This is a genomic window from Streptomyces sp. 135 (genome assembly GCF_020026305.1).
In the GTDB taxonomy this organism is placed as follows: Bacteria; Actinomycetota; Actinomycetes; order Streptomycetales; family Streptomycetaceae; genus Streptomyces.
Map to the genome: position 1 here is coordinate 987840 of NZ_CP075691.1, position 25745 is coordinate 1013584.

25 protein-coding genes and 3 pseudogenes are annotated in these 25745 nt (G+C 72.7%); 13 read left to right on the forward strand and 15 right to left on the reverse strand.

Annotation, left to right across the window (positions count from 1 at the left end; genetic code table 11):
* Nucleotides 1–48 precede the first annotated feature (48 nt).
* The gene (locus KKZ08_RS04515) at nt 49–660 is read right to left on the reverse strand and encodes an XRE family transcriptional regulator (RefSeq protein WP_223773200.1); all 612 of its coding nucleotides are present in this window, start codon (nt 658–660) and stop codon (nt 49–51) included.
* A 92-nt stretch (nt 661–752) separates the two neighbouring features.
* On the opposite strand from KKZ08_RS04515, the pseudogene KKZ08_RS04520 reads away from it, so the two are divergent.
* From KKZ08_RS04520 to KKZ08_RS04540, 5 genes and pseudogenes are all read left to right on the forward strand, one after another.
* Nucleotides 753–1673 (forward strand): annotated as a pseudogene (locus KKZ08_RS04520) (NAD(P)/FAD-dependent oxidoreductase); the annotation flags it as partial.
* 245 nt (nt 1674–1918) lie between these two features.
* A complete protein-coding gene (locus KKZ08_RS04525) occupies nt 1919–2722 on the forward strand; it encodes an alpha/beta hydrolase (protein ID WP_223773201.1) in 804 nt (267 codons plus the stop codon).
* Nucleotides 2722–4011, forward strand: a complete 1290-nt coding sequence (locus KKZ08_RS04530; protein ID WP_223773202.1) for a SpoIIE family protein phosphatase — start codon at nt 2722–2724, stop codon at nt 4009–4011. The genes KKZ08_RS04525 and KKZ08_RS04530 overlap by 1 nt, the downstream gene beginning before the upstream one ends.
* The gene (locus KKZ08_RS04535) at nt 4008–4346 is read left to right on the forward strand and encodes an STAS domain-containing protein (RefSeq protein WP_223773203.1); all 339 of its coding nucleotides are present in this window, start codon (nt 4008–4010) and stop codon (nt 4344–4346) included. Before KKZ08_RS04530 ends, KKZ08_RS04535 begins: the two co-directional genes overlap by 4 nt.
* A gap of 67 nt (nt 4347–4413) precedes the next feature.
* The gene (locus KKZ08_RS04540; protein WP_223773204.1) at nt 4414–5322 is read left to right on the forward strand and encodes an SDR family oxidoreductase; all 909 of its coding nucleotides are present in this window, start codon (nt 4414–4416) and stop codon (nt 5320–5322) included.
* Between the two features lie 48 nt (nt 5323–5370).
* On the opposite strand, the gene KKZ08_RS04545 is transcribed toward KKZ08_RS04540, so the two are convergent.
* The 7 genes and pseudogenes from KKZ08_RS04545 to KKZ08_RS04575 form a co-directional block, all read right to left on the reverse strand.
* A complete protein-coding gene (locus tag KKZ08_RS04545; protein WP_223773205.1) occupies nt 5371–6204 on the reverse strand; it encodes an enoyl-CoA hydratase/isomerase family protein in 834 nt (277 codons plus the stop codon).
* A gap of 55 nt (nt 6205–6259) precedes the next feature.
* Nucleotides 6260–7027, reverse strand: a complete 768-nt coding sequence (locus KKZ08_RS04550; RefSeq protein ID WP_223773206.1) for a PIG-L deacetylase family protein — start codon at nt 7025–7027, stop codon at nt 6260–6262.
* 54 nt (nt 7028–7081) lie between these two features.
* Nucleotides 7082–7486 (reverse strand): hypothetical protein, encoded by a 405-nt coding sequence (locus KKZ08_RS04555; RefSeq protein ID WP_223773207.1) that lies wholly within the window; start codon nt 7484–7486, stop codon nt 7082–7084.
* Nucleotides 7487–7562: 76 nt separating this feature from the next.
* Complete coding sequence (locus KKZ08_RS04560; RefSeq protein ID WP_223773208.1) at nt 7563–8864, reverse strand: alpha/beta fold hydrolase; 1302 nt, start codon at nt 8862–8864, stop codon at nt 7563–7565.
* An 84-nt stretch (nt 8865–8948) separates the two neighbouring features.
* Nucleotides 8949–9971: a LacI family DNA-binding transcriptional regulator gene (locus KKZ08_RS04565; RefSeq protein WP_223778903.1), complete on the reverse strand. Its 1023-nt coding sequence runs from the start codon at nt 9969–9971 to the stop codon at nt 8949–8951.
* A 57-nt stretch (nt 9972–10028) separates the two neighbouring features.
* Nucleotides 10029–10715, reverse strand: a pseudogene (locus KKZ08_RS04570) (substrate-binding domain-containing protein); the annotation flags it as partial.
* Between the two features lie 16 nt (nt 10716–10731).
* Nucleotides 10732–11064, reverse strand: a pseudogene (locus KKZ08_RS04575) (ABC transporter permease); the annotation flags it as partial.
* A gap of 263 nt (nt 11065–11327) precedes the next feature.
* Here KKZ08_RS04575 and KKZ08_RS04580 point away from each other — a divergent pair.
* The 4 genes from KKZ08_RS04580 to KKZ08_RS04595 are packed head-to-tail and all read left to right on the forward strand — an operon-like array spanning nt 11328 to nt 15439.
* Nucleotides 11328–12089 (forward strand): (Fe-S)-binding protein, encoded by a 762-nt coding sequence (locus KKZ08_RS04580; protein ID WP_223778904.1) that lies wholly within the window; start codon nt 11328–11330, stop codon nt 12087–12089.
* Between the two features lie 53 nt (nt 12090–12142).
* The gene (locus KKZ08_RS04585; RefSeq protein ID WP_223778905.1) at nt 12143–13609 is read left to right on the forward strand and encodes a LutB/LldF family L-lactate oxidation iron-sulfur protein; all 1467 of its coding nucleotides are present in this window, start codon (nt 12143–12145) and stop codon (nt 13607–13609) included.
* On the forward strand, nt 13606–14253 hold the full coding sequence (locus tag KKZ08_RS04590) for a lactate utilization protein C (protein ID WP_223773209.1): 648 nt from the start codon (nt 13606–13608) through the stop codon (nt 14251–14253). Before KKZ08_RS04585 ends, KKZ08_RS04590 begins: the two co-directional genes overlap by 4 nt.
* Nucleotides 14254–14275: 22 nt before the next feature.
* Nucleotides 14276–15439, forward strand: coding sequence for a betaine/proline/choline family ABC transporter ATP-binding protein (locus KKZ08_RS04595; RefSeq protein WP_223773210.1), 1164 nt, complete (start codon nt 14276–14278; stop codon nt 15437–15439).
* Nucleotides 15440–15502: 63 nt separating this feature from the next.
* On the opposite strand, the gene KKZ08_RS04600 is transcribed toward KKZ08_RS04595, so the two are convergent.
* The 6 genes from KKZ08_RS04600 to KKZ08_RS04625 all read right to left on the reverse strand — a co-directional run bounded on the left by KKZ08_RS04600 (nt 15503) and on the right by KKZ08_RS04625 (nt 21005).
* Nucleotides 15503–16450: an ABC transporter substrate-binding protein gene (locus KKZ08_RS04600; protein ID WP_223773211.1), complete on the reverse strand. Its 948-nt coding sequence runs from the start codon at nt 16448–16450 to the stop codon at nt 15503–15505.
* Nucleotides 16447–17127, reverse strand: a complete 681-nt coding sequence (locus tag KKZ08_RS04605) for an ABC transporter permease (RefSeq protein WP_223773212.1) — start codon at nt 17125–17127, stop codon at nt 16447–16449. Before KKZ08_RS04605 ends, KKZ08_RS04600 begins: the two co-directional genes overlap by 4 nt.
* Nucleotides 17124–17816: an ABC transporter permease gene (locus KKZ08_RS04610; protein WP_223773213.1), complete on the reverse strand. Its 693-nt coding sequence runs from the start codon at nt 17814–17816 to the stop codon at nt 17124–17126. The genes KKZ08_RS04605 and KKZ08_RS04610 overlap by 4 nt, the downstream gene beginning before the upstream one ends.
* 197 nt (nt 17817–18013) lie before the next feature.
* Complete coding sequence (locus KKZ08_RS04615; protein WP_223773214.1) at nt 18014–18166, reverse strand: hypothetical protein; 153 nt, start codon at nt 18164–18166, stop codon at nt 18014–18016.
* 293 nt (nt 18167–18459) lie between these two features.
* The gene (locus KKZ08_RS04620) at nt 18460–19851 is read right to left on the reverse strand and encodes a carotenoid oxygenase family protein (protein ID WP_223773215.1); all 1392 of its coding nucleotides are present in this window, start codon (nt 19849–19851) and stop codon (nt 18460–18462) included.
* 122 nt (nt 19852–19973) lie between these two features.
* Nucleotides 19974–21005: a medium chain dehydrogenase/reductase family protein gene (locus KKZ08_RS04625; RefSeq protein ID WP_223773216.1), complete on the reverse strand. Its 1032-nt coding sequence runs from the start codon at nt 21003–21005 to the stop codon at nt 19974–19976.
* A 140-nt stretch (nt 21006–21145) separates the two neighbouring features.
* Here KKZ08_RS04625 and KKZ08_RS04630 point away from each other — a divergent pair, with 140 nt between their 5' ends.
* Entirely contained in the window at nt 21146–21937 is a 792-nt protein-coding gene (locus KKZ08_RS04630; RefSeq protein WP_223773217.1) for a TetR/AcrR family transcriptional regulator, read from the forward strand.
* Between the two features lie 22 nt (nt 21938–21959).
* Here the strand turns inward: KKZ08_RS04630 and KKZ08_RS04635 are convergent, their stop codons facing one another.
* Nucleotides 21960–22583 carry a hypothetical protein gene (locus KKZ08_RS04635; protein WP_223778906.1) on the reverse strand — a complete coding sequence of 208 codons (624 nt, stop codon included), beginning with the start codon at nt 22581–22583 and terminating at the stop codon, nt 21960–21962.
* Between the two features lie 151 nt (nt 22584–22734).
* Between KKZ08_RS04635 and KKZ08_RS04640 the strand changes: the two genes are divergently transcribed.
* The 3 genes from KKZ08_RS04640 to rhaI all read left to right on the forward strand — a co-directional run bounded on the left by KKZ08_RS04640 (nt 22735) and on the right by rhaI (nt 25692).
* The gene (locus tag KKZ08_RS04640) at nt 22735–23199 is read left to right on the forward strand and encodes a pyridoxamine 5'-phosphate oxidase family protein (RefSeq protein WP_223773218.1); all 465 of its coding nucleotides are present in this window, start codon (nt 22735–22737) and stop codon (nt 23197–23199) included.
* A gap of 432 nt (nt 23200–23631) precedes the next feature.
* Nucleotides 23632–24210, forward strand: coding sequence for a DinB family protein (locus KKZ08_RS04645; protein ID WP_223773219.1), 579 nt, complete (start codon nt 23632–23634; stop codon nt 24208–24210).
* A gap of 321 nt (nt 24211–24531) precedes the next feature.
* Nucleotides 24532–25692 (forward strand): L-rhamnose isomerase, encoded by a 1161-nt coding sequence (gene rhaI, locus KKZ08_RS04650; RefSeq protein ID WP_223773220.1) that lies wholly within the window; start codon nt 24532–24534, stop codon nt 25690–25692.
* Nucleotides 25693–25745: the final 53 nt, after the last annotated feature.

Below are 25745 nucleotides of genomic sequence, written 5' to 3' on the forward strand. Positions count from 1 at the left end.
GACCGGGCTCGTCCGCATACTAAGCGGTCGCTTGCCCCAGGGGAACCGTCAGTCGTCCTTCTCCTTGCGCGTGGGCCGCGCCCGTACGTGCATGCGCTCACCCTGCGGCCCGAAGAGGCTCAGGAATTCCGCCCCTCCCTCGCTCGTCGCCCCGAACCAGTGCGGGACGCGGGTGTCGAACTCGGCGGCCTCGCCGGGACCGAGCACCACGTCGTGGTCGCCGAGGATCAGCCGCAGCTTGCCGGAGAGCACGTACAGCCACTCGTACCCCTCGTGCGTCTGCGGGTCCGGGGCGGGGGTGGTGCGGGCGGGCTCGATCACCTTGTACGCCTGGAGACCGCCGGGCTGCCGGGTGAGCGGCAGCATCGTGCGCCCGTGCCGGACGATCGGCTTGGCCCGTACGCGCGGGTCGCCCACCGGCGGGGCGCCCACCAGCTCGTCCAGGGGGACCTGGTGGGCGCGGGCGATGGGCAGCAGGAGTTCGAGGCTCGGCCTGCGGTTGCCGGACTCCAGGCGGGACAGGGTGCTGACCGAGATGCCGGTGGCGGCGGAGAGCCCCGCGAGGGTGGCGCCGCGCTCCCTGCGGATACGGCGCAGCCGGGGGCCGACCTCGGTGAGGACCTGGTCCATCTCCTGCGGAACTTCGCTCTCGTCGCTCATGGCTCCCATCATGGCGCACGGGTTGCCATATCGGCAAAGCCGTTTGTCAAAAACGTGCCTACGGCGGGACAGTTCCCGTGGAGGTGGTCACCATGACCCAGAAGAACGGTTACGACGTCGTGGTCGTCGGAGGCGGCACGGCGGGCCTGAGCGCGGCGCTCGTGCTCGGCAGGTCGCGGCGGCGGGTCCTCGTCGTCGACGCCGGTGAACCGCGCAACGCGCCCGCCGCGCACATGCAGGGCTATCTGTCGCGGGACGGCATGCCGCCCGCGGAGTTCCTCGCCGAGGGGCGCCGGGAGCTGGAGCGGTACGGCGTGGAGGTGGCGCGGGGCCGCGTGACGGAGGTACTGCCGGACGGGCGGGGCGAGTTCGGGGTGCGGCTCGCGGACGGCGGGGCCGTGCACGCGCGCCGGGTGGTCGTGGCCACCGGCCTGGTGGACGAGCCGCCCGCGGTGCCGGGGATCGCCGGGCGCTGGGGCCGTGACGTGCTGCACTGCCCGTACTGCCACGGCTGGGAGGTGCGGGACCAGCCCTTCGGGGTGCTCGCCCCGGAGCCGTTCAACAGCCACCAGGCGCTGCTCGTCACCCAGTGGTCCAAGGACGTGACGCTCTTCCTGCACACCGTGCGGGAGCTGCCGGACGCGGAGTGGGAGCGCCTCGCGGCCGCCGGGGTCTCGGTGGTGGAGGGCGAGGTCACCGGCCTGGAGGTGACCGACGACCGGCTGACGGGCGTCCGGCTCGCCGACGGACGGGTGTTCCCCCGCTCGGTCTTGTTCGTCACCGCGCGGCCGGTGCCCCGCGACGGCCTGCTCACCGCGCTCGGCGCCGGGACCAGGGACACCCCGGTGGGGCCGTACCCCGCGGTGGACGAGACGGGCCGCACCACGGTCCCCGGCGTGTGGGCGGTCGGCAACGCCGCGGGCCCCATGGAGCAGGTGATCAACGCGGCGAGCAGGGGCTACCGGGCCGGCGTCATGATCAACGCCGAGCTGGTCATGGCGGACATCGACGCGGAGGCGGCCCGCCGCCGGGCGGGGTCTTCGCACCCGAGACGGAGGCCGCGGTGGCGCGCGCGGCGGCGGGCGGCCGCGCGCACGGGCTCGCGGGCTAGGGCATGCCGTGCGGAACGGGCGCCCGGCGGGGCAGCGGGCGCTGGTGCGGCGGAGCGTTTCCGCGGGCCCCGTTTCCGCAGGTGACGGGGGCCGGGGCGGCCGGGGGCGTCGCGCCACTTCGGGCGGGCACCTGCGACACTCGGGGCATGGACATCGAACGCAGAAACAACGTCACCGTCACGGGCAACCCACAGGGGCGGACGGTGGTGCTGGCTCATGGGTTCGGCTGCGACCAGAACATGTGGCGTCTGACGCTGCCCGCCCTGGTCGAGGAGTACCGCGTGGTGATGTTCGACTACGTGGGTTCGGGCCGCTCGGACCTGTCCGCCTTCTCGGAGAACCGTTACACCTCGCTGGACGGCTACGCACGGGACGTGGTGGAGGTCTGCGAGGCGCTCGACCTGCGTGACGCGGTGTTCGTGGGGCACTCGGTCAGCGCCATGATCGGCGTGCTCGCCGCCGACATGGCCCCGGAGCGGATCGGGGCGCTGGTGATGGTCGCCCCCTCTCCGCGCTACATCGACGACGAGGGCTACCGCGGCGGTTTCACCGCGGAGGACATCGACGAGCTGCTGGGGTCCCTGGACCTCAACTATCTGGGCTGGTCGGCGGCGATGGCCCCGGTGATCATGGGGAACGCGGACCGCCCCGAACTCGGCGAGGAGCTGAAGAACAGCTTCTGCGCCACCGACCCGGACATGGCGCGCGTCTTCGCACGCACCACCTTCCTGTCGGACTCGCGGGACGACCTGAAGAAGGTGCGGGTGCCGACGCTGGTACTGGATTGCACGGACGACGCCATCGCCCCCCGCGAGGTGGGCGCCTACGTCCACGAGTCGATCCCCGGCTCGAACCTGATCACCCTGGACGCGACCGGGCACTGCCCGCACCTGTCCGCACCCGAGGCCACGAACGAGGCGATCACGGGCTTCCTGACGGGCTTGCGGTGATGTCCCGGGCGGGGCAGCACCCGGAGCCGCCCGACCGCGACGACGCGAAGTGGTCGGACGCGGCGTTCGCCGCGCTGCTGGAGGACAGTGCCGAAGAACTGTACGAGAGCGCGCCGTGCGGATACCTGTCCACGCTGATGGACGGCACCATCGCCAAGATCAACGCCCGCCTGCTCGACTGGCTCGGCCTGGACCGCGAAGCGGTCGTGGGCCGGAAGCGGTTCACCGACCTGCTGACCGTGGGCGGCAAGCTGTACCACGAGACGCACTTCGCCCCGCTGCTGCGCATGCAGGGTGAGATCAGCGGAATAGCCCTGGAGATGAAGCGGGCCGACGGCGGCCGCATGCCGGTGCTGGTCTCCTCCGTGGTCAAGCACGGCGGCACCGGTGAGCCGCTGCTGATCCGCACCACCCTCTCCGACGCGCGAGACCGCCGCGCCTACGAGGAGGAGCTCCTGCGCCGGCAGAAAGCGGCCGAGAAGGCGCGCAAGCAGGCGGAGGCCGACCGCGCCCGGCTGCAGGAAGCCCTCGCCGTACTGCAGCGGTCGCTGCTGCCAGCGACCCTGTCGCCGGTCCCCGGCGTGGAAACGGCCGCTCACTACCACACCGCCTCTCCCGACCGGCTCGGCGGCGACTTCTACGACGTCTTCGCCCTCGACGGCAAACGCTTCGCCTTCTTCCTCGGCGACGTGTGCGGAAAGGGGCCGCAGGCGGCAGCGGTCACCTCACTGACCCGCTACACCCTGCGCGCCGCCGCCCTGCACGACCCCGACCCCGTCTCCGCCCTGTCGACCCTCAACACGGTGCTCCACGACCGGTACACCGGAAGTGGCGACCCCCGCTACTGCACGACCATCTTCGGCACCCTGGATCCCGACCCCGTCACCGGGCACGTCGCCGTCCGGCTCGCCTCCGGCGGCCACCCCTCCGCCCTCACCCTGCGCGCCGACGGCACGGCCGCCTTCCTGCCCACCCCCGGCGGCCTCCTCGTCGGCATCCTGCCCGAAGCCTCCTTCACCACCGCCACCACCGTCCTCGCCCCCGGCGACACCCTGCTCCTCTACACCGACGGCCTCACCGAGGCGCGCACCGGCGACGACCGCGGTGCCCTGTTCGGTGAGGAAGCACTGCTCGCCTTCGCCACCGAGCACGCCGGGGAGTCCCCGCAGGACCTCGTCCGGGCGCTGACCGGCCTGCTCGACGACTTCGGCGACGGCCTCGACGACGACACCGCCCTTCTCGCCATGGGCGTCCCGGCCCCCGGCACGGCACCCCGGAGCGGACCATGAGCCAACTGCACATCAGCACGCGCGACGCCGCGACCGGCCCGGTGCTGGAGATCAGCGGCGCACTGGACTACCGCCACGCCACCGACCTGCGGGAACGCGTCACCGCTCTCCCCCTCCGGCCCGGTCAGCGCCTCGTCCTCGACCTCGCCGGGATGGACTTCTGCGACTCCAGCGGCATCACGGCCCTGATCGCCGCCCGCCACCACGCGCACGCCGCCCGGGCGGGCATCGCGCTCGCGGCCGTGCCCGCCAACACCCTGCGGGTCCTGCGCATCGTGGGCCTCGACCAGGTCTTCCCCCTGCACCCCGACAGCGACGCCGCCACGCGGAACTGACCGGCGTACGCCCGGGATCGGCCGACGGGCCTGGAAGTCTCTGCCCGTACACGGTATCGATGCGCACATGACGGACCACGAGACGGACGGCGGAGGCGGCGGGCTGCCCGGTCTGCCCGGCCCTCCCCCGCCGGGTGCGAGCGCGCTGCCGCCCGGGACGTACGACGGCACGGTCGTCCTGGTCACCGGCGGCGGGACGGGGCTCGGCAAGGCGATCGCGGCGGAGTTCGCGCGGCTCGGCGCCGACCTGGTGATCGCGAGCCGCAAGGAGGACCGGCTCACGGCGGCGCGGGACGAGCTGGCCTCGCTCGGCGGCCGCGTGAGGACCGTGGTGTGCGACATCCGGGACGCCGAGCGCGTCACCGAGGTCTTCGACGCGGCGCAGGAGGCGTACGGCATGCCCGGGGTCCTCGTGAACAACGCCGCCGCCAACTTCCCCGTCCCGGCCGAGGACATGTCCCCCAACGCCTGGCGCGCGGTCGTGGACACCACGCTGACCGGCACGTTCCTGATGACGCGCGAGTTCGCCCGCCGTCACCTCGCCGCCGGCACCCCCGGGTCGGTCATCGACGTAGGGGCGTCGTACGCGTGGACGGGCGGCCCCGGCTTCGCGCACAGCGCGGCGGCCAAGGCGGGCGTGAAGAGCCTGGTGGAGACCCTCGCCGTGGAGTGGGCCCCGTACGGCATCCAGGTCAACGGCCTGGTGCCGGGCCTGATGCCGCACGGCGACATGAGCGCGGACATCCGCGGCAACCTCGACCGGGCCCCGAACACGGCCGCCCGTCAGCCCGCGCTCCGCGTCGGCCTGCCCCGCGAACTGGGCTGGGCGGCGACGTTCCTGGCCTCCCCCTACGCCCGCTTCATCACGGGCCACACGTTGGTGGTGGACGGCGCGAACTGGCAGCGGCGCGCCGTGGTGAGCCCTCCGGTGACGACCGTGCGCGAGCAGCTGGGGCGGGGCGGCTGCACGCCCTGAGCCGCCGGACGGCACCGTCCGCCCCTGTGCGCCGTCGCCCGGCTCCGCTCACTTCCCCTCGAACGAAGCCGCCCGCCCGGCAGCCCTCGCCCCGAACCCCTCCCGCGCGTCCTCCGAGGTGAGGGTGATCGCCGCGTTCATGGCCACACGGTCGAGCGCGCCGGACATCCCCGCGTCGGCGTACGCGTCGATGCCGCGCTTGATGCCCTGCACGGCGAGCGGGGCGTTGGCGGCGATCTCCGCCGCCAGCGCGTGCGCCGTGCCCGCCAATTCACCGGTGGGCACCACCTGTTGGAGCAGGCGCAGCCGCTCGGCCGTGGCGGCGTCGACGCGGCGCCCGGTGAGCGCGAGGAACTTGGCCCACCCCGTGCCCGCCTCGCGCGCGACGCGCAGGTCCCCGCCCGCGTCGACCGCGACGCCCAACTGCGCCTCGGGGAGGGCGAACACCGCGTCGTCCGCCGCGATCCGCACGTCCGCCATGAGCGCCAGTTCGAAGCCGAAGCCCAGGCAGTACCCCTGCACCGCCGCCACCACCGGCTGCGGAAGCCCGGCGAAGGCCCGGAAGCGCTCGTGCACCCAGCGCATGCCCTCGTAGTAGTGGTGGGCGCGCTCGGCACCGGAGCGGCCGGTGATCGTGCCGCCCGGCGCGGTGAGGTCGATGCCCGCGCAGAAGGCCCTGCCCTCGGCGCGCAGCAGGACCGCCCGGACGGCGGGGTCGAAGCGGATCCGGTCGGTGAACAGGCCCAGCTGGCGGGTGGACTCCCAGCTCCAGGCGTTGAGTTTGCGCGGCCGGCAGAGGGTGAGGATGCCGAGCCCGTCCTCGACGTCGAGGCGCAGCCGCTCCTCGCCCGCCGGGATGTCCGTACCGATGACGTCGATCATGCCGCGCTCCCCTGGGCCGACGGGACTGATGACCCGTCAGGCTAGGGGTGCGGGCTCACCGGCTGAAGACCTCGAACCCCACCGCGGGCCTCCCGCCGAACCGCGGGGCCAGCGCCTGGGCGTTGCCCGTCAGGAACGTACGGCAGTACTTCTCGGGGTCCTCGTCCGTCAACGCCTCGATGTAGGTGCGGTGTTCGAGGAGCGAGGCCACCGAGCGGTCGAGCCCGGCCGACGCGTCCGCCGCGTGCGTGGGGGTCGACGAACCGGCCACGGCGACCCACCGCACGCCGTTCCACGGCTGAAGGCCCTGCTCGTCGATGAGTTCGGGGAAGATCCAGCGGTTGCCCGCGTCCGCCGCCGCGTCGAGCGTGGCCCGGCCCACCGCCACGTGGTCGGGGGTGTTCCAGGCGACGCCGCCCCACGTGTCGCGGTGGTTGAGCGTGATGACCAGTTCGGGCCGGTGCCTGCGGATCGCCGCGGCGATGTCGCGGCGCAGCGCCGTGCCGTACTCGACGACGCCGTCCCGGTGGTCGAGGAACTCCACCGTCCCGACGCCGACGACCGCCGCGCTGGCCCGTTGCTCCCGCTCGCGCAGCGGTCCGCAGGTGGCGGGGTCGATGGTGTCGATGCCCGCCTCGCCCCGGGTCGCCAGCAGGTAGGCGACGTCGCGGCCCGCGTCCGTCCAGCCGGCGATCGCCGCCGCGCAGCCGTACTCCAGGTCGTCGGGGTGCGCGACGACGGCGAGCGCGCGCTGCCAGTCCTCGGGCATGGGGGTGAGCTGGTCGGGCGCTGCGGCCCCGGCTGCGGTCTGCGACTCGGTCATGGCGGCAGCCTAAGGCCGGCCGCCGGCAGTCCGCGCCCGGCCCCCACGGGCGTATCACTCCGCATGGGAGGGGTGTTCGAGGCGGGTGAAGCCGACGAGGCGGGGTGTGTGGGTGAGGGGGAAGGACTCGCCGTCGGGGGTCTTCAGGGCCGCCATGATGTCGTCGTCCGGTTCGCCGTAGATCTCGAAGTGCCGCACCGTGCAGTGCTCCATCACCTCGCGGATGTACGGATCCGACAGCCGCCAGTGGGCGCGGATCGCGTCGGAGTCGCGGTAGAGCTGGAAGCTGTACGCCAGCATCCGCTCCTCGTCGATGAAGACCTCCACCATGAGCTGCGGACCGTGCTCCTCGGTGAACGCCACCGCCCGGGCGATGGCGTGCCGGAAGCCGTCGAGGTGGCCGTCGGTGATGCGCATGGTGTTGCGGAAGAGGATGGTGCCGCTGTCTGTGATCTTCATACGCCGAGATTTGTCCGCCGCCCCCGGCGAGGTCAAGGGTGCGCCCGTGCCCCGCCGGGGTCCGGGGAGCCGGGCCTCACGCCTCGTCGCGGGTCAGCGCAAGGAGCCGGTCGAGGACCCGGGGGCCGCTCACCCGCAGCCCGTCGTGCTCGAACTCGTCCGTGACCCAGGTGCGCAGTCCCCGGATGGCGCGCGCCGTCCGCAGCGCGTGCTCGGTGTCGACGTACATGTCGTCGTGGTAGATCGACGCGGCGGCCGGCACCTCGTTCGCCGCCAGCCGGTCCACGTCGTACAGGCGCGGCCAGTCGGTGCGCTCGGCCAGCAGGTCCGCGGTCTCGCGCAGCGGGCGCAGCGCCGGGTCGCAGTCGAACATCCAGCGCTGCACGGCCTCCCCGGTGAACAGCAGCGGCTCGTCGCCCGCCAGGGTCTTCTCCGCGTCGAACTCAGGGAATCCGGCGCGCACCCGCTCGGCCGACCAGGCGGTGGGCCGCTCGCCCTGGCCGTAGATCGCCTCGTGCAGGAGGGCGAAGAGCGGGTTTCCCGCGTACGAGAGGACGGCCTGGACGTTCTCCTGGAACGCGTCGGAGAGCGCGGTCCCCGACGCCGTGCGCACGAAGGCGTCCTCCAGGAGGTAGTGCAGCCGGTGGCTGCCGTCGCCCATGCCGAGCAGGATGCCGAGGGACTGGAAGGCGGGGACGGTGAGTCTGTAGCCGCCGTTCAGGACCGGCTCGTGCTCGGCGAGGTGGGCGGCGATGCGGCGGGCGCGCTCGACGTCCTGCGGGTAGCGGGCGTAGTGCGCGGCGTTCTTGCGGGCCATGCGCGGGTAGGCCGCGCGGTACACGTCGTCGGCGTGGCCGTCCAGGGTGGGCAGACCGCCGGTGATGAGCGCCGCGGACAGGCCCTCGGGCGCCGCCGACAGGTAGTGCGTGGCGCAGAACCCGCCGAAGCTCTGGCCGAGGACGGTCCAGGGCGCGCCGCCCGTCACCTCGGGGCGTATCGCCTCGCAGTCGCGCACGATGGAGTCGGCGCGGAAGCGGGCGAGGTAGTCGGCCTGTGCGCGGGGGCCGCCGCGCAGCGGGAGCGTCTGGCGGCTCGCGGGGGTGGAGCTGCCGGTGCCGCGCTGGTCGAGGAGGAGGACGCGGAAGTCCCGCAGGGCGCGGTCGAGCCAGGACTCCCTGCCGTGGAAGCGGGTGGCCCCGAAGCCGGGGCCGCCCGTCAGGTAGACCAGCCAGGGCAGCTCGGCGCCGCCGCGCGACGCGGAGACCGCCTCGCGGGCGTAGATCTCGATCCGCTCCCCCGCCGGATCGTCGTGGTCGAGCGGCACGCTGAAGCGGCGGTCGGTGAGGACGACTCCTGGCTGGCGGTACGTGGCGGTCAAGGCTGCTCCTGGTCGCTGGTCGGAAGCGGGTCTGCCGCGCCCAGTGCAGCACACCCGCGGCGCGGCCGGGCCGCGGGGCTCCGGTCAGCGCGGGGCCAGGCTGGAGCGTCGTACGACCAGCTCCGGGGTGAGCACGACGCGCCGGTGGCGGTGTCCGGGCCCGGCGTCCGACTCGGTCTCCTCCAGGAGGAGTTCCGCCGCCATCGCGCCCATGGTCATGGCGGGCTGGCGCACCGAGGTGAGCGGTACGACGGCGGCGGCCGCGAACTCGATGTCGTCGTAGCCGACGATCGCCACGTCCTCGGGGACGCGCACCCCGGCCGCGTACATCGCCTGGAGCACGCCGAGCGCGAGCAGGTCGTTGGCGCAGAAGACGGCGGTGGGCCGGTCCGCGAGGCCGAGGATGCGGGCGCCCGCGTCGCGGCCCGCGGCCACGTCGAGCCGCTCCGTCGGCAGCTCCCGCAGCGCCGAGGGGCCGAGGCCAGCCTCGGCGAGCACCCGGAGCGCCCCCTCGCGGCGGTCCTCCACCTGGTTGAGTCCGGGCGGGCCGCTCACGTACGCGAGGGAGCGGTGCCCCGCGTCCACGAGATGGCGGGCGGCGAGCGCCCCGCCCATCACGTCGTCGACGGAGACGGAGCACTCGGTGGCTCCTCGGGCGACCCGGTCGACGAGGACGAAGGGGATGTGGTGCCGGCGGAAGGCGTCGATGTTCTCCCCGGTCGCGTCGGCGGGGGTCAGCAGGACGCCGCGGACCCGCTGTTCGGCGAAGAGCGCGAGGTAGTCGGCCTCCTCGGCGGGGCTCTGCCCGCTGTTGCACACCATGACCCGCAGCCCGGCCTCGCGTGCGGCGCGCTCGGCGCCGCGGGCGACGTCCACGAAGAACGGGTTGCCCATGTCCAGGACGAGCAGCGCCATGATGCGGCTGCGCCCGGCCCGCAGCTGGCGCGCGGACTCGCTGCGTACGTACCCGAGCCGGTCGATGACGGCCAGCACGCGGTGCCGGGTCTCCTCGGAGACCGTGTCGGGGCGGTTGATCACGTTCGACACGGTGCCCACCGACACTCCGGCGTGCTTCGCCACGTCTTTGATGCCGACCATGCGTCTCAGGTGCTCCATCCTGCTGTTCGGCCGTCCGGCGGCCCTGCGGTCCACCCTACTGAGGACTCAGAACCGGTAGCGGTGGACGTTCTCCTTGTCGAACACGGTGGGCCGGCCGAGGTCGACGACGCCGCCCTCGCCGAGGGTGAACGAGCCGAGGTCGCCCGCCCGGAACGTCTCGCCCTCCCTGCCGGTGATCTGCCCGGAGGAGAGCGCGACGGCGGTGTGCGCGGCGGGCGCGCCGAGCTTCGCGGGATCCCACAGCTCGAAGGCCTCGATGGTGCCGTTCTTCCCGTAGGAGGCCCCGGGTCTGCTGGAAGGACTGCTGGGCGTCGTCGTTGCCGTAGGCGGTCTTCACCAGCCGCATGTTCTTGTACCGCGGCTTGTCCAGCTCGTCCTCAGGCGGGCTTTCGTGTCCGAGTCGTACGTGACGACCTTGACGCCGTTCTTCATGGCCTGCTTCAGCGCGGTGCACAGGGCGCCGGGGTCCTGCGCGGAGACGGCCATGGCGTCGACGCGCTGCTGGGTGAGCGTGTTGACGTAACTGACCTGGCCGCTGGTGTCGGTGGCGCTGTCGGGCCCTGTCTCCTTGTACGTCGAGCCGAGTTCCCGCAGGGCCTTCTCGCCGCCCTTGCCGGCGACCGTGAAGTAGGGGTTGTTGACCTGCTCGGGCAGGAAGCCGACGGTGAGGCCCTGCTTCGTCGCGGCGTCCGGGTCGGCCTTGGCGTCCGTGGACCTGGCGCTGTCGTCGTCGCGCGCCGAGTCCTGTGCGTGCCGTCGCCAACTGGCGTGCCACGCGCGGCCCGAGCACCGACACGACGAGGAGCACACCGGTGACGACGATCTGGGACTGCGCGGAGACGTCGAGCAGGCTCATCGCGTTCTGCGACGCGCCGAGGAGGAAGACCCCGGCGATCGTGCCGCCGAGGGTGCCCTTGCCGCCGTCGAAGCCGATGCCGCCGAGCAGCACGGCCGCGACGACGGAGAGTTCGAGTCCGGTGGCGTTGTCGTAGCGGGCGCTCGCGTAGTGCAGCGCCCAGAAGACGCCCGTGAGCGAGGCCAGCAGCCCGGTGGCGACGAACAGCCACAGCTTGTGCCGCTTGCCCAGGCCGTGTGCGGCGAGGACAGGGGGCTCACTCATGGGTGACACCGATCAGCGATGAGGGAAGTGACGAGGGAAGGCCGGGTTATGAAAGGATTCAATCGGGTGTCAGGGAAGCTAGACCCAGGCCGAGTTCACCGTCAATGGGGACGCTCGAAACGATTCACCTCCGTTGATCACACCCCTCCCCACCGACACCTCCCGCACGGCCCCGCGCCCGCGTACCCTGCATCCATCCGATGATCGACGAGGAGGAACCCGCGATGCGCGTCGCCCTGTTCCTGACCTGTGTCAACGACACGCTCTATCCGGACACGGGCCGCGCGGTGGTGAAACTGCTGACCAGGCTGGGGGTCGACGTCGACTTCCCGGCGGCGCAGACCTGTTGCGGGCAGGCGCACTACAACACCGGGTACCGGCATCAGGCGGAGCCGCTCGCCCGGCATTTCTCCGATGTCTTCGGTTCGGATGCGTACGACGCGATCGTGACGCCGTCCGGTTCGTGCGGGGCGATGGTGCGCGAGCTGTATCCGCGCATGGGCGAACGGGCACGTGCGGAGGGCCGCGGGGACGCCCTCGCGCGCACGCTCGCGCCGGTGGTGCCCAAGACGTACGAGCTGACCGAGTTCCTGGTGGACGTCCTCGGCGTGACGGACGTCGGGGCGTACTACCCGCACAAGGTCACCTACCACCCGACCTGCCACGGCCTGCGGAGCCTCGGCCTCGGCGAGCGCCCTGCCCGGCTGCTGCGGGCGGTCGAGGGGCTGGAGCTCGTGGAGCTGCCCGGCGCCGAGGAGTGCTGCGGCTTCGGCGGCACGTTCGCCGTGAAGAACTCCGATGTCTCGGCGGCGATGGGCGCCGACAAGGTGCGCCACGCCGAGTCGACGGGGGCCGAGGTGCTGTGCGCGGCGGACAACTCCTGCCTGATGCACATCGGCGGCACGATGGCCCGGCTGCGCACGGCCGTACGGCCCGTCCACATCGCGGAGATCCTGGCGAGCACGGAAGAGGAGCCCCTGTCATGAGCGCCATGAACGACAGGAACGGCAGGAACGGGGCGAGCGCCACGCATCTCGGGATGCCCGCCTTCCCGAAGGCCGCGCGCGAGGCGGTCGGGAACACGACCCTGCGCGCCAACCTCCGGCACGCCACCCACACCATCCGCGACAAGCGCGCCCGCGCGGTCGCCGAGCTCGACGACTGGGCCGCGCTGCGCGAGGCGGGCAAGCAGATCAAGGACCACACGCTGCGTCATCTGGACCACTACCTCGTCCAGTTGGAGGAGTCGGTGACGGCGGCGGGCGGCACCGTCCACTGGGCCGCCGACGCCGACGAGGCCAACCGCATCGTGACCCGGCTCGTCCGGGAGACGGGCGAGTCCGAGGTCGTCAAGGTCAAGTCGATGGCCACGCAGGAGATCGGGCTGAACGAAGCCCTCGAAGAGGCGGGTATCCGCGCGTACGAGACCGACCTCGCCGAGCTCATCGTGCAGCTCGGCGAGGACCGCCCCTCGCACATCCTCGTCCCGGCCATCCACCGCAACCGCGGCGAGATCCGCGACATCTTCCGCGCGGAGATGGGCGGTTGGGGCCGTCCGGCACCGGACGGCCTCACCGACAGCCCCCGCGAACTCGCCGAGGCGGCCCGCCTCCATCTGCGCGAGAAGTTCCTGCGTGCGAAGGTCGGCGTCTCCGGCGCCAACTTCATGGTCGCCGAGACGGGCACCCTCGTCGTCGTCGAGTCCGAGGGCAACGGCCGGATGTGCCTGACGCTGCCGGAGACCCTGATCTCGGTCGTCGGCATCGAGAAGACCGTGCCGACCTGGCGTGACCTCGAGGTCTTCCTCCAGACGCTCCCCCGCTCCTCGACGGCCGAGCGCATGAACCCCTACACCTCGACGTGGACCGGCACGACGGACTCGGACGGTCCCCGCGCCTTCCACCTGGTCCTGCTGGACAACGGCCGCACCGACACCCTCGCCGACGAGGTGGGCCGCCAGGCCCTGCGCTGCATCCGCTGTTCGGCGTGTCTCAACGTCTGCCCGGTGTACGAGCGGGCGGGCGGGCACGCGTACGGCTCGGTCTATCCGGGACCGATCGGCGCCATCCTCAGCCCTCAGCTGCGGGGTACGGCGAGCGAGATCGACGCGTCGCTCCCGTACGCGTCCTCGCTCTGCGGTGCCTGCTACGAGGTGTGCCCCGTGGCCATCGACATCCCCGAGGTCCTCGTGCACCTGCGCGAGCGGGTCGTGCAGGGCGGCGAAGTGACGCGGCGCGGCGTGAAGGTGACGCTGAAGCCCGCGAAGGGGCACGCGGCGGAGCGGGCGGCGATGCGGGCGGCGGGCCTCGCGTTCGCCCGCCCCGGCGTGCTGCGCGCGGGCCAGCGCCTGGCGTCGCGCACCTGGCGGTTCCATCCGCGCACGCTCCCCGGACCGGGCCGCGCGTGGACGGCGGCCCGGGACCTGCCGGAGGTGCCCGCGGAGTCCTTCCGCGACTGGTGGCGGCGGACGGGCGGCGGCAAGGACAGCGGAAAGGACGGCAAGTGAGCAGCAGGGACGTGATCCTGAACCGGGTGCGGCGGGCGCTCGGCGGACCTGGCGGGGCCCCGGCGGCGTACGACATGGACACCGACCGCGGCTACCGCCGTCAGCACGGCGAGCGGACCGTCGAGCAGACGGTGGACCTGCTGGCGGAGAACCTGACGGACTACCGGGCGATCGTGCACCGTACGGACGCCGGGGAGCTGCCGCACCTGCTCATGCGGCTGCTCGCCGAGCGGTGGCCCGACACGGTGCTGGTGCCGCCGGGGCTGCCGGCCGGATGGATGTCGGCCGTCGACGCGCCTCTCGTCCACGACCGCGCGGAGAGCACCGCCGCCGAGCTCGACCGGTGCGGGGCCGTCGTCACCGGCTGCGCCGTCGCCGTCGCCGAGACCGGCACGATCGTGCTCGACGGCTCGCCCGACCAGGGGCGTCGCCGCATCACCCTGATCCCGGACCATCACATCTGCGTGGTCCGGGTCCCGGACCAGGTCGTCTCCTCCGTTCCGCAGGCCCTCGAACGTCTCGATCCGGCGCGTCCGCTGACCTGGATCTCGGGGCCCTCCGCGACCAGCGACATCGAGCTGGACCGGGTCGAGGGGGTCCATGGGCCGCGCGTCCTTCAGGTGGTGCTGGTGAGCGGTGAGTGACGGGCGCGGCTAGCGTGAGGGCATGATCCGGTTCGAGCAGGTGACCAAGCGCTACCCGGACGGCACGACGGCCGTGGACGACCTCTCCTTCGAGGTCGCCGAGGGCGAACTGGTCACGCTCGTCGGCCCGTCCGGCTGCGGCAAGACCACGACGATGATGATGGTGAACCGGCTCATCGAACCGACGTCCGGCCGCATCTTCGTCGACGGCGAGGACATCGCCGGCGTGGACCCGGTGCGCCTGCGCCGCCGCATCGGTTACGTGATCCAGCAGGTCGGCCTCTTCCCGCACCGCACGGTCCTCGACAACACGGCGACCGTCCCCTCGCTCATCGGCTGGAAGAAGGCGAAGGCCCGGGCCCGGGCGGCGGAGCTGCTCGATCTGGTGGGCCTGGACCCGAAGACGTACGGCTCCCGCTACCCCGAGCAGTTGTCGGGCGGTCAGCGCCAGCGGGTCGGCGTGGCGCGGGCGCTGGCGGCCGATCCGCCCGTCCTCCTGATGGACGAGCCGTTCGGCGCGGTCGACCCGGTGGTGCGCGAGCAGTTGCAGGACGAGTTCCTGCGGATGCAGCGGGCCGTGCGCAAGACGGTCCTGCTCGTCACGCACGACATCGAGGAGGCGGTCCGTCTCGGTGACCGCATCGCGGTGTACGGCCGGGGCCGCATCGAACAGTTCGACACTCCGGGCGCGGTGCTGGGGGCGCCCGAGACGCCGTACGTCGCCGAGTTCGTGGGAGCTGACCGAGGTCTGAAGCGGCTGTCGGTCACCGAGATCCAGCCGGACGACCTGGAGGAGCCGCCGGTCGCGCGGCTCGACGAGCCGGCCGCGCAGGCGGCGGCCCGGCTGCGCGAGGAGGGGGCGCGGTGGGCCGTGGTCCTGGACGCGGAAGGTGATCTGCACGGCTGGGTGGGCGTCGACGAGGTGGCACTGGCCGGTGCCGGGGGCACGGTCGGCGACCTGGCGCACCGCATGAATTCGTGGGTGCCGGTCGGGGCGCCGCTCAAGCAGGCGTTCGGTGTGATGTTGCAGCATGACGCGGGCTGGGTCGCGGTGCTCGACGGAGCGCGTTTCCTCGGTGTCCTGACCCCGGCGAAGCTGCATGAGGCGCTGCGCCGTTCGGTGGACGCGGATGCGCAGGGGGTCTCCCGCGACGAGGTGGAGTTCGACTCGGTCGCCGACGCGTGAAGCGCCCCCGCAAGGGGCGCGGGGAACTGCGCGCCGAGCCACGACGCGCCCGCGGCGAAGACGTCACAGCAGCCCCTTGTCCTCCAAATAGGCGCGGGCCACGTCCTGCGGCAGCCGCCGCCAGCTGTCCACCTGTTCGTTCATGGACGCGAGATCCTCTGTACCGAGAACGGTATTGAGCCGCCCGAGCGCGGCCGCGACGCCCTCGCTGCCCGCCTGGGAGCGGTTGACGACGGGCACGATGTAGTCGGCGTTCTGAAGGTGCTTGTCGTCCTTGAGCAGGACGAGACCGAAGTCGTCGAGGGTGGCGTCGGTGGACGTGGTGAGCACCATCTGGTCCTGGCCGCTCTGGACGGCCTTCTTGGCCTGGGTCGTGCCGACGCCCTTCGGGTCGACGCCGGTGATGTCGATGCCGTAGACCTTCTTGAGGCCGGGGGCGCAGTAGGGGCGCCGGACGCATTCGTCGCCCGCGGCGAGGCGCACCTTCTGCCGTGACGTGCCGAGGTCGCTCAGCGTCTTCAGGCGGTACCGGGCGGCGTACGACGCGGTGACGGCGAACGCGTTCTGGTCGACGGCCTTGCCGGGGTCGAGGACGGTGAGGCCGCGCGGAGTCGCGAGGCGGTGCAGGGCCCGCATGGTGGTGCCGAGGTCGGGCGAGCCGACGGGGCGTGCGTCGGCGCCGTGCTTCTTGGCGTTCAGCCAGTCCGCGAAGGTGGCGGCGTACTCGGGGACGACGTCGATCTGGCCGGACTCCAGGGCGGGTTCGTACAGCTCGCGGTTGGCCACGGTGAGGATCCGCGTGCCGTAGCCGGCCTTCTCCAGGAGCAGCGCGTACATCTGGGCGAGCAGGTCGGACTCGGTGAAGCCCGCGGAGCCCACGACGAGGTTCTTGCTGTCGCCCGGGGGTGCGGTGACCTGGCCCTGGTCCTCCAGCGCGGGTCCTGAGGCGCAACCTGTGGCCGGGGCTGTCAGGGTGAGGAGGGCCGCGGCCAGGGCGGCGCGGCGCCTCATCCGGTGTCTCCCCGGCCCCGCGTCCAGCCGGGTGCGATCCGCTCGGCCGCCTCGAAGACGCCTTCGACGAGGAGCGCGAAGACCGCCACGAGCACGGCGCCCGCCAGCACCTGCGGGGTGCTCGCCAGGTTGAACCCCGCCGTGATGATCCGGCCGAGCCCGCCGCCGCCGGCGAGCGCGGCGATGGTGGCGGTGGCGACGAGCTGCACGGCGGCGATGCGGACGCCGCTGAGCACCAGGGGCAGGGCGAGCGGCAGTTCGACCCGCCAGAGCATCTGGCGTCCGGTCATCCCCATGCCGCGCGCCGCCTGGACCACGCTGCGGTCGACGCCACGCATGCCGACGTAGGCGTTGGTGAGCAGCGGTGGCACGGCGAACAGCACGAGGGCGACGACGGTCGGTCCGTCGCCCCACCGGCCGAGCGGGGTCAGGAGCAGCAGGACGAGCACGGCGAAGGTCGGCACCGCGCGTCCGGCGTTGGAGATGTTCACGGCGAGCGCGCCGCCCTTGCCGAGGTGGCCGAGGACGAGCGCGACGGGCAGCGCGATCAGGCAGCTGATCAGCAGACATACGACGGTGAGGACGAGGTGCTGGGTGAGCCGGTGCCAGATGCCGTCGTCGCCGGCCCAGTGCGCGGAGTCGGTGAGCCAGGCCCAGGCGTCGGTGAGCGTCCTCATGAGCGGGCCGCCGCCCGTGACGCGCTCTCCCAGGGCGTGAGGAGGCGCTGTACGCCGAGCAGCAGCAGGTCGGCGGCGACGGCGATGACGACGCAGAGCACGGAGGCGGTGAGCACCTGGGCCTTGAAGTAGGTGTTCATGCCGGTGTAGATGAGGTTGCCGAGCCCGCCGAAGCCGACGATCGCGCCGACGGTGACCAGGGAGACGGCGGACACCGTGGCGATGCGCAGCCCGGCCATGGCGGCGGGCAGCGCGAGGGGCAGTTCGACGGTGAGCAGGAGGCGGACGGGGCCGTACCCCATGCCGCGGGCGGCCTGCCGCGTCTCCTCGGGGACGGCGCGCAGCCCGGCGAGGATGTTGCGTACGAGCAGGGTGAGCGAGTAGAGGACGAGGCCCGCGACGACGAGGGACGCGGAGAGTCCGTACACCGGCAGGAGCAGCGAGAACATCGCGAGCGAGGGGATGGTGTACAGGATCGTGGTGAGCGCGAGGACGGGCCCGGCGGCCCAGCGCCAGCGGCGGGCGAGCACGGCGAGGGGCACGGCGACGACGAGAGCGATGAGAACGGAGACGGCGGTCAGTTCGAGATGCTGCACGACCGCGTCGAGGACGATCTGGCGGCGGGTGCTCAGATACTCGCCGCAGACCCACTCATTGCGCGCGAGGCAGTCGTCGGGGGGCGCGGTCACCTGTCCATTCAAGGCGGGGCGGGGGATGGCGGCGCGTTGTGGTGACCCGGACGGGGCACGGCGGGTCTCGGACGTCGGGGGTCGATGAGCCGTGGATCCCCGCCGGACGCGGCGCGGCTGCGGTGGTCGGCGCCGGGGGATGTCCTGTGCGCTCGGGACGGGGAGTCGTGGTGACCCGGGCGGGGGATCTCCAGGGCTCAGACGTCGGGGATCCATGAGCCGTGGATCTCCGCCGGGACGCGGCGCGGCGGAGCAGCTGCGGCGGTCGGCCGTCGGGGGATGTCCCGCGCGCTCGGGACGGGGAGCTCGGAGGCGGCCCGCGCGAGGCAGTCGTCGGGAGGCGATGTCACCCGCCCATTCAAGGCCGGGGCGGCGGCGCGTGACGGCGCGTCGTGGGGGCCCGGACGGGGCACGGCCCCGGCTCAGACGTCAGGGATCCACGAGCCGTGGATCCCCATCAGAACACGGCGCGGCAGTTCGGCCACGGCGATCGGCGGCCTGGGGATCTCCCGTGCACTCGGGACAGGGAGCTCGGAGGCGGCCCGCGCGAGGCAGTCGTCGGGAGGCGCGGTCGCTCGCCCATTCGAGGCGGGGCGGCGGGTGGTGACGCGTTGGGGTGGCCCGGACGGGGCACGGCTCCGGCTCAGGCGTCAGGGATCCACGAGCCGTGGATCCCCGTCGGAACGCGGCGCGGCAGCTCGACCGCTGCGATGGGCGGCCGGGTGATGTCCCGCGCGCTCAGGACGAGGAGTTCGGACGCGTCCCGCGCGAGGTCGCTGACCAGGGTCATGAGGTAGCCGTCGTCCTCGGCCGTTCCCCCGGCCGCCGGTACGAAGTACGGCTCGCCGTACATCCGCCCGGGCCCCGCGTCCGCGATCTGCCGCTGACCGGTCAACGCGTCGTACTTGACCAGCGCGTACCGTTCCAGACCCGCGCCGGGGAAGGCGACGGTGTACGTGTAGCGGTGCGCCGAGCCGGTCAACGCCTCGTTGATCGTGGCGAACTCGGTGACGAGGGAGTCGAGCCGCTCCTCACGGGCCGTGCCGGTGGCCGGGTCCAGGATCCAGCGGTGCCGCATCGAGCCGACATCGGGCACCGGCGGGTGGCCGGGCGCGCCGGTCCACCACTTCCAGCTGCTCTCCCAGGACGACCGGTCGTAGCGGGGGCCCTCCACGACGATCCGCCCCGCCACGTCCTCATAGGCGTTGGTCACATGGATCATCGCGCCGGCCTCCACCTCGTACCAGACGGGCTCGGCGGGTCCGCTGCGCGGCATCACGCCGATCCGGGGCCGGTACGTGTCGCTCCATCGGTACGGGATCCCGGAGTGCTCCTCGGCGTCGAAGACGACCGGCAGGTCGAGCCAGACGGTGTGGTGCGCGGTGAGGCCGAAGTCGTGCATCAGAGTGGGCCCTGCGCCCGGCACCACCTGACTTCTGATCAACTCCCCCTGGGCGTCGGCCACGTAGTACGTCAGGTACGGCGCCATGGGCGAGTAGCCGAAGAAATGCAGTTCGCCGGTCTCCGGGTCCTCCCTGGGGTGCGCCGTCATGGCGGTCGTGAGCCTGCCCCGGAAGTCGTACGCGCCGATCGTGTCGAGCTCGGGGCTCATCTCGAAGGGCAGGTTCGCCTCTTGCAGGGCGAGGATGCGGCCCGCGTGCCCGATGACGTGGGTGCCCGCGACGCTGGCGGTGAGGTCGACGGTGCCGTCGCCGCGGACCAGCGGAGCGCCGTCCAGGGCGGGAGTGCGGACCCAGCGGTTGCGGTACCACTGGGCGCGGCCCCCACCGAGACGCACACCGTGCAGCATGCCCGCGCCGCGGAACCAGTGGGAGGGTTCCTGGCCGGGCTTGGGGTTGTGCCCGTTACGGAAGTAACGGCCGGACAGCTCGGGCGGGACGGCGCCTCGGACGGTCAGGTCCCGTGCGGTGATCTCATCGGGGACCGGGGTGAAATGGCCGGTGAGGTAAGGGAGTTGCGGGCGATCGACACCGACGGCGTTGTCGGGATGGCTCGTGGTCGCGGTCGTGGTCATGGTCCGGGTTCTCCTTGTGGTGTGGCCGGTGTGGCGCGGTGTGGCGTGGGCGGTCCGGGGGCCGCTCGGGATGCGCGCGGCCCGACTCCACACGTGGGATCGGCTCGAAACGGCCGGTGCCGTCAGGGCGTGAGGACGACCTTGCCGCTGACCGTGCCCGACTCGGCGAGCCGCATGGCGTCGGCGACGCGGGCCAGGGGCAGTTCGGCGGCGACGCTCGCGCTGATCTCGCCGCGTTCGAGCGCGGCGAACACCTCGCCGAGGTCGGCGCGGAGCCGGGCCCGGAAGCGGTCCTTGCCGAAGGCGCGCCCGGCCCAGACGTTGAAGAAGTACGCGTGACGCCCATTGGGCAGGCCGTTCCACAGCCACACCCGGCCGAGGATCTTGAGCACGGGCCACTGCTTGGACCCCGTGTCGTCGCGCGTGGCCGCGGTGCCGTACGAGACGAGCGTGCCGCCGGGAGCCAGCAGCCGCCAGGAGTCGATGACGCTGCGCCCGCCCACGTGGTCGAAGACCGCGTCCACACCATCAGGCGCCAACTCCCTTACACGGCGCGGGACATCCTCGGTCCGGTAGTCGACGGTCCGGACGCCGAGCCGCCGCAAGGCCTCGTGATGGCGGGCGGAGGCCGTGCCGATCACGCGCGCACCGGCGGCGAGGGCCAGCTGGACCAGGAGGGAGCCGACCCCGCCGTTCGCCCCGTGCACCAGCACCGTCTGGCCGGCGCGGACCCGGGCCTTGCGGTGCAGCATCTGCCAGGCGGTGATGCCGTTCACCACCGCGGTCTCCGCCTCCGCGGCGCCCACTCCCCCGGGCACCTCGACGACGTCCGCCGCGTCGAGCAGGACGTGGCTGGCCCAGCCGCCGGTCTTGGTCAGTGCGGCGACCCGCTTGCCGACGAGCGAGGGCGCGACACCGGGGCCGGCCGCCAGCACCGTACCGACGAGGTCGTAGCCGGGGACGAACGGGAACGGCGGCTGGTCGAAGTAGCGGCCGCGGCGCATCTGCTGCTCGGCGAAGGAGACGCCGGTCGCCTCCATCTCGACGACGACCTCACCGGCGCCCGCGACGGGCAGGGGTCCGCGCCGCAACTGGAGTCCCTCCGGCTCGACCTGCCCCGGGAGCACGACCTCGACCAGTTCCGCAGTACTCATTTTACGACCTCTGCCTTTCCCTAGAAGCATTCGCTGTAGTTAGACGGTATAACCACTTTCCCGAGGCCGTCAAGGCATCGAGTGATAACCTCTAACTTCAGCGTCAGGGCATCAGGGACCGAAGAGGAGAGGGAGGCGGCATGTCAGAGACCGGCGGGACGGGCACGGCAGGGGAGAAGGGCGCGGGGGCGTCGGCCGGGGCCGCTGCAGGGACGCCTCGCGAGCGGTACCGCGCGCAGGTACGCGCCGAGATCAAGGAACGCGCGTGGGAGCAGATCGCCGACGCGGGGGCCTCGGCCCTGTCACTGAACGCGATCGCCAAGCGGATGGGCATGAGCGGACCGGCTCTCTACCGCTACTTCGGCAGCCGCGACGAGCTGATCACCGAACTCATCCGGGACGCCTACCGCAGCCTGGCCGACACCTTCCGCTCCGAGGCCTCCACGGCCTCCACGGCCTCCACGGCCTCCACGGCCTCCACGGCCTCCTCGGCCTCCGAAGCCTCCGAGGCCGAGGACAGCGCCGGCCTCGCGAGCCTCGCCCGCGCCCTGCGCCGGTGGGCGCAGGCCGACCCCCACCGCTACTTCCTCGTCTACGGCACGCCCGTGCCCGGCTACCACGCCCCGGACGACGTCACCGAGATCGCCTCGGAGATCATGTCGGCGCTGCTCGACGCGTGCGCGAAGCTCCCCGGCGGCACCTCGGGCGAGGCCGCCGGCCGGCCCCAGCCCTTCGAGCGGCACATCGAGGCACACGCGCAGTGGGCGGGCGAGCGCCCGGCCACGCCCGCCCAGCTCCACCGCGCCCTCTCCTTCTGGACCCGCCTGCACGGCGTGCTCTCGCTCGAACTGGCGGGCCACTTCACCGGGATGGGCTTCGACGCGGGCGCGCTCTTCGAGGCGGAACTGGACGGACTGCTCGCGCCGGCCTGACCGGTCCGCGCCGGTCCGCCGGTCACCGTGCCCAGAGGGTCAGGTCACTGCTGGTGGCGACGGCGAGGGTACGGCCGGAGGGGGAGAACCCGGCGGTCCGCAGTTCCGAGTACGTCGAGTGGAAGACGTGCCACCACCGCTCCCCGTGCGGGCCGGGGTGGGGCAGGCCGCCGTCCGTGGAGAGCAGGACGCGGTCGTTCGGCCAGGCGGGCGCGACCACTTCGAGCGTCCAGCCGTCGGCCGTGGTGGTGTGCAGCCCGCCCCCGAAGAGCCCGGCGATGCGGACGCGGCTCCCGGCGAGCACGCCGAGCCCCGGGCAGGAGAGGTCGGGCACCGCGTCCGGCGTACTGTCCTCGGGGTCGGGCTCGCGGTCCCGGGCGAGCCTCTCCCCCGTGACGGCGTCGAAGAGCCCGTGGCCGTCGCGCGAGACGACCATGACCAGGTCGTGGCCGCTGTCGGGGTGGACCCCGAAGCCGATGCCGAGCAGTCCGCCGACGGCCGCGTACGGCTCGAACACGGGGCGCCAGGGCGTGGGCGGCGCGACCACGGGTGCCGCCAGGAGGCGCTCCCGCAGGGCGAGTTGGTAGGCGGAGAGCGCGCGGCCGCCGCCCGCCGCCCCGGCGTTCGGCTCGTCGTCCATGTGCATCGTCACGCCACCATGATCCGTGACGGCGGCGCGAGGGCCGCCGGAGGGTCTGCGCCGGCAGGTGACCGTGACGGTGGGGCAGCGGTCGGCCGCGGGGCTTAGGCCTCGTGCCCCATGCGAGCGGCGCCGTCGCTGGCTAGGGTCGGCGTCCATGCAAGCCACCGAGATCACTCGCCGCGACCCGGCGGAGCGCAAGCGGGTCACTCTGGAACGGCTCGGCGCGGAGCGCGACATATGGCTGTCGACGGCCCACCCGGACCACGGGCCGCACCAGGTGCCCCTGTGGTTCCTGTGGGACGGGCAGGCGGTGTGGATGTGCACCGGCGCGAAGTCCGCGACCGCACGGAATGTGCGAGAGGAGCCACGCGTTCGGCTGGCGCTGCCGGACACCTTCGACGTGGTGCTGGTACAGGGCGAGGCGGAGTGCTACCCCGTGCGGGACGTGCCCCAGGCTGCCGCGGACGCGTTCGCGGGCAAGTTCGGCTGGGATCCGCGTACGGCGGAGGCCGCTCCCTACCTGTACCTGCGCGTTACGCCCCGGACGGTGCGCGCCTGGCGCGGGGAACCGGAGCTGCGCGGCCGGGTCATCATGCGCGAGGGGGTATGGCTGACGTAGCGCGTCTCTGGCCACCGGGCGCCCGGGAGTCGTTGAAACGGTTGACGCCCCCGCCGACCATGCGAACCGACTCCCGGCCGACACGAATCCCGCCACCCACGCCATCACCACGGAGCGCGAGACCCGACTCCCGGCCGACACGAATCCCGCCACCCGCGCCCTCACCACGGAGCGCGAGACCCGACACCCGACCCCGCACAAAGCCCACCGCCCACGCCCCAACCGCCAAGCGCCCGGACCGACTCCCGGCTGGCGCGGCCCACCACCCACGACCCCACCACTGAGCACGCGGACCGCCTCCCAGCCCCGCGCAACACCCCATCACCCACACCCCCACCGCCAAGCACGCGCATACGACCCCCGGCCCCCCATCACCCCCACCCCCACCCCCACCCCCGCCACCCAAGATCCCCGCACGACAGACTTGCCCCCATGACCACCTCAGACTTCAGGACCGACCTCCGCGTCTACCTCCAGGACGCGCGCGACGCACTTCTCTGGAAGCTCGAAGGGCTGTCCGAGTACGACATACGCCGGCCCATGACGCCGACCGGCACCAACCTCCTCGGGCTGGTCAAGCACGTGACCGGCGCCGAGGCGCTGTACTTCGGTGCCACGTTCGGGCGGCCGTTCGACGGGCCGCCCCTGTGGATCACGGGCGACGCCGAGCCGAACGCGGACCTGTGGGCCACCGCCGACGAGAGCCGGGAGCACATCGTCGGGCTCTACCGGAGAGCGTGGGCCCACTCGGACGCGACGATCGAGTCACTGGAGCTCGACGCGATCGGCCGGCTGCCCGGCCCCGAGGGCCGGGAGATCACGTTGCACCGCGTTCTCGTCCACATGATCGCCGAGACCGACCGTCACGCGGGCCACGCCGACGTCGTCCGCGAACTCATCGACGGAACCGCCGGGTTGAGGGAGGACAACGACAACCTGGCACAGGGCAACGCCACTTGGTGGGCCGAGCACCGCGCCCAGGTGGAGCGCGCGGCACGCGAAGCCGGGTGAGACGGCCGGCGACACCCTGGACACCCTCGCCCGCCCCAGCGGCACCACCGCACCACCACACCATGGCACCCCGCCACGGCACTCGCGCCCGCCCCGCCTGGATGAATCGATTCGGCCCTCCTGTCCGGCCACTCGAACACCTTGCGGGCGGCCCCACCGCACCCCCTCCGCCCAGCAGCCGAACAGCGAGCCGAAGGGTTGACACCGACGCCACCGACCCATAGCTTCTCGCCCAGGCTTTGAATCGTTTCACGCACCGTTCCACGCTCCGTTTCACGCACCGTTCACGCAACCGCTCGCCTCCGAGTCGCAGGAGCCACCGTGACCGACGTCGCCGCCGTGAAGGCCGCGCTGAAGACCCAGGCCATCGAGACGCCGTCGTGGGCGTACGGCAATTCCGGAACCCGCTTCAAGGTGTTCACGCAGCCCGGCGTGCCGCGCAGCCCGCGCGAGAAGCTCGACGACGCGGCGAAGGTCCACGAGTTCACCGGCGCCGCCCCGACCGTGGCGCTGCACATCCCCTGGGACCGGGTGGACGACTACGCCGCCCTCGCCCGGTACGCCGAGGAACGCGGCCTGCGGCTCGGGGCCATCAACTCCAACACCTTCCAGGACGACGACTACCGGCTCGGCAGCGTCTGCCACCCGGACGCCGCCGTGCGCCGCAAGGCGGTCGCCCATCTGCTGGAGTGCGTGGACATCATGGACGCCACCGGTTCACGGGACCTGAAGCTGTGGTTCGCCGACGGCACCAACTACCCCGGCCAGGACGACATCCGCGCCCGCCAGGACCGCCTTGCCGAGGCCCTCGCCACCGTCCACGAACGGCTCGGCGACGACCAGCGCATGCTCCTGGAGTACAAGTTCTTCGAGCCGGCCTTCTACGCCACCGACGTGCCCGACTGGGGCACGGCGTACGCGCACTGCCTCAAGCTCGGCGAAAAGGCACGGGTCGTCGTCGACACGGGACACCACGCGCCCGGCACGAACATCGAGTTCATCGTCGCGACGCTGCTGCGCGAGGGGAAGCTCGGCGGCTTCGACTTCAACTCCCGTTTCTACGCGGACGACGACCTGATGGTGGGCGCCGCCGACCCCTTCCAGCTGTTCCGGATCATGTACGAGGTCGTCCGGGGCGGCGGGTTCACCCCTGGCGTCGCCTTCATGCTGGACCAGTGCCACAACATCGAGGCGAAGATCCCCGCGATCATCCGCTCGGTGATGAACGTCCAAGAGGCCACCGCCAAGGCCCTGTTGGTGGACCGCGCGGCCCTCGCCTCCGCACAGGCCGCGGGCGACGTCCTGGCCGCGAACGCCGTACTCATGGACGCCTACGACACCGACGTACGCCCGCTGCTCGCCGAACTCCGGGAAGAGCAGGGCCTGGACGGCGATCCGGTGGCCGCCTACCACCGCTCCGGCTGGGCCGCGAAGACCGCCGGGGAGCGCGTCGGCGGCGCGCAGGCCGGCTGGGGAGCGTGAACCGTCCCCGGCCCGCCCATCCCCCGCCCCCTCCCGTCACTGACCTGAGGACA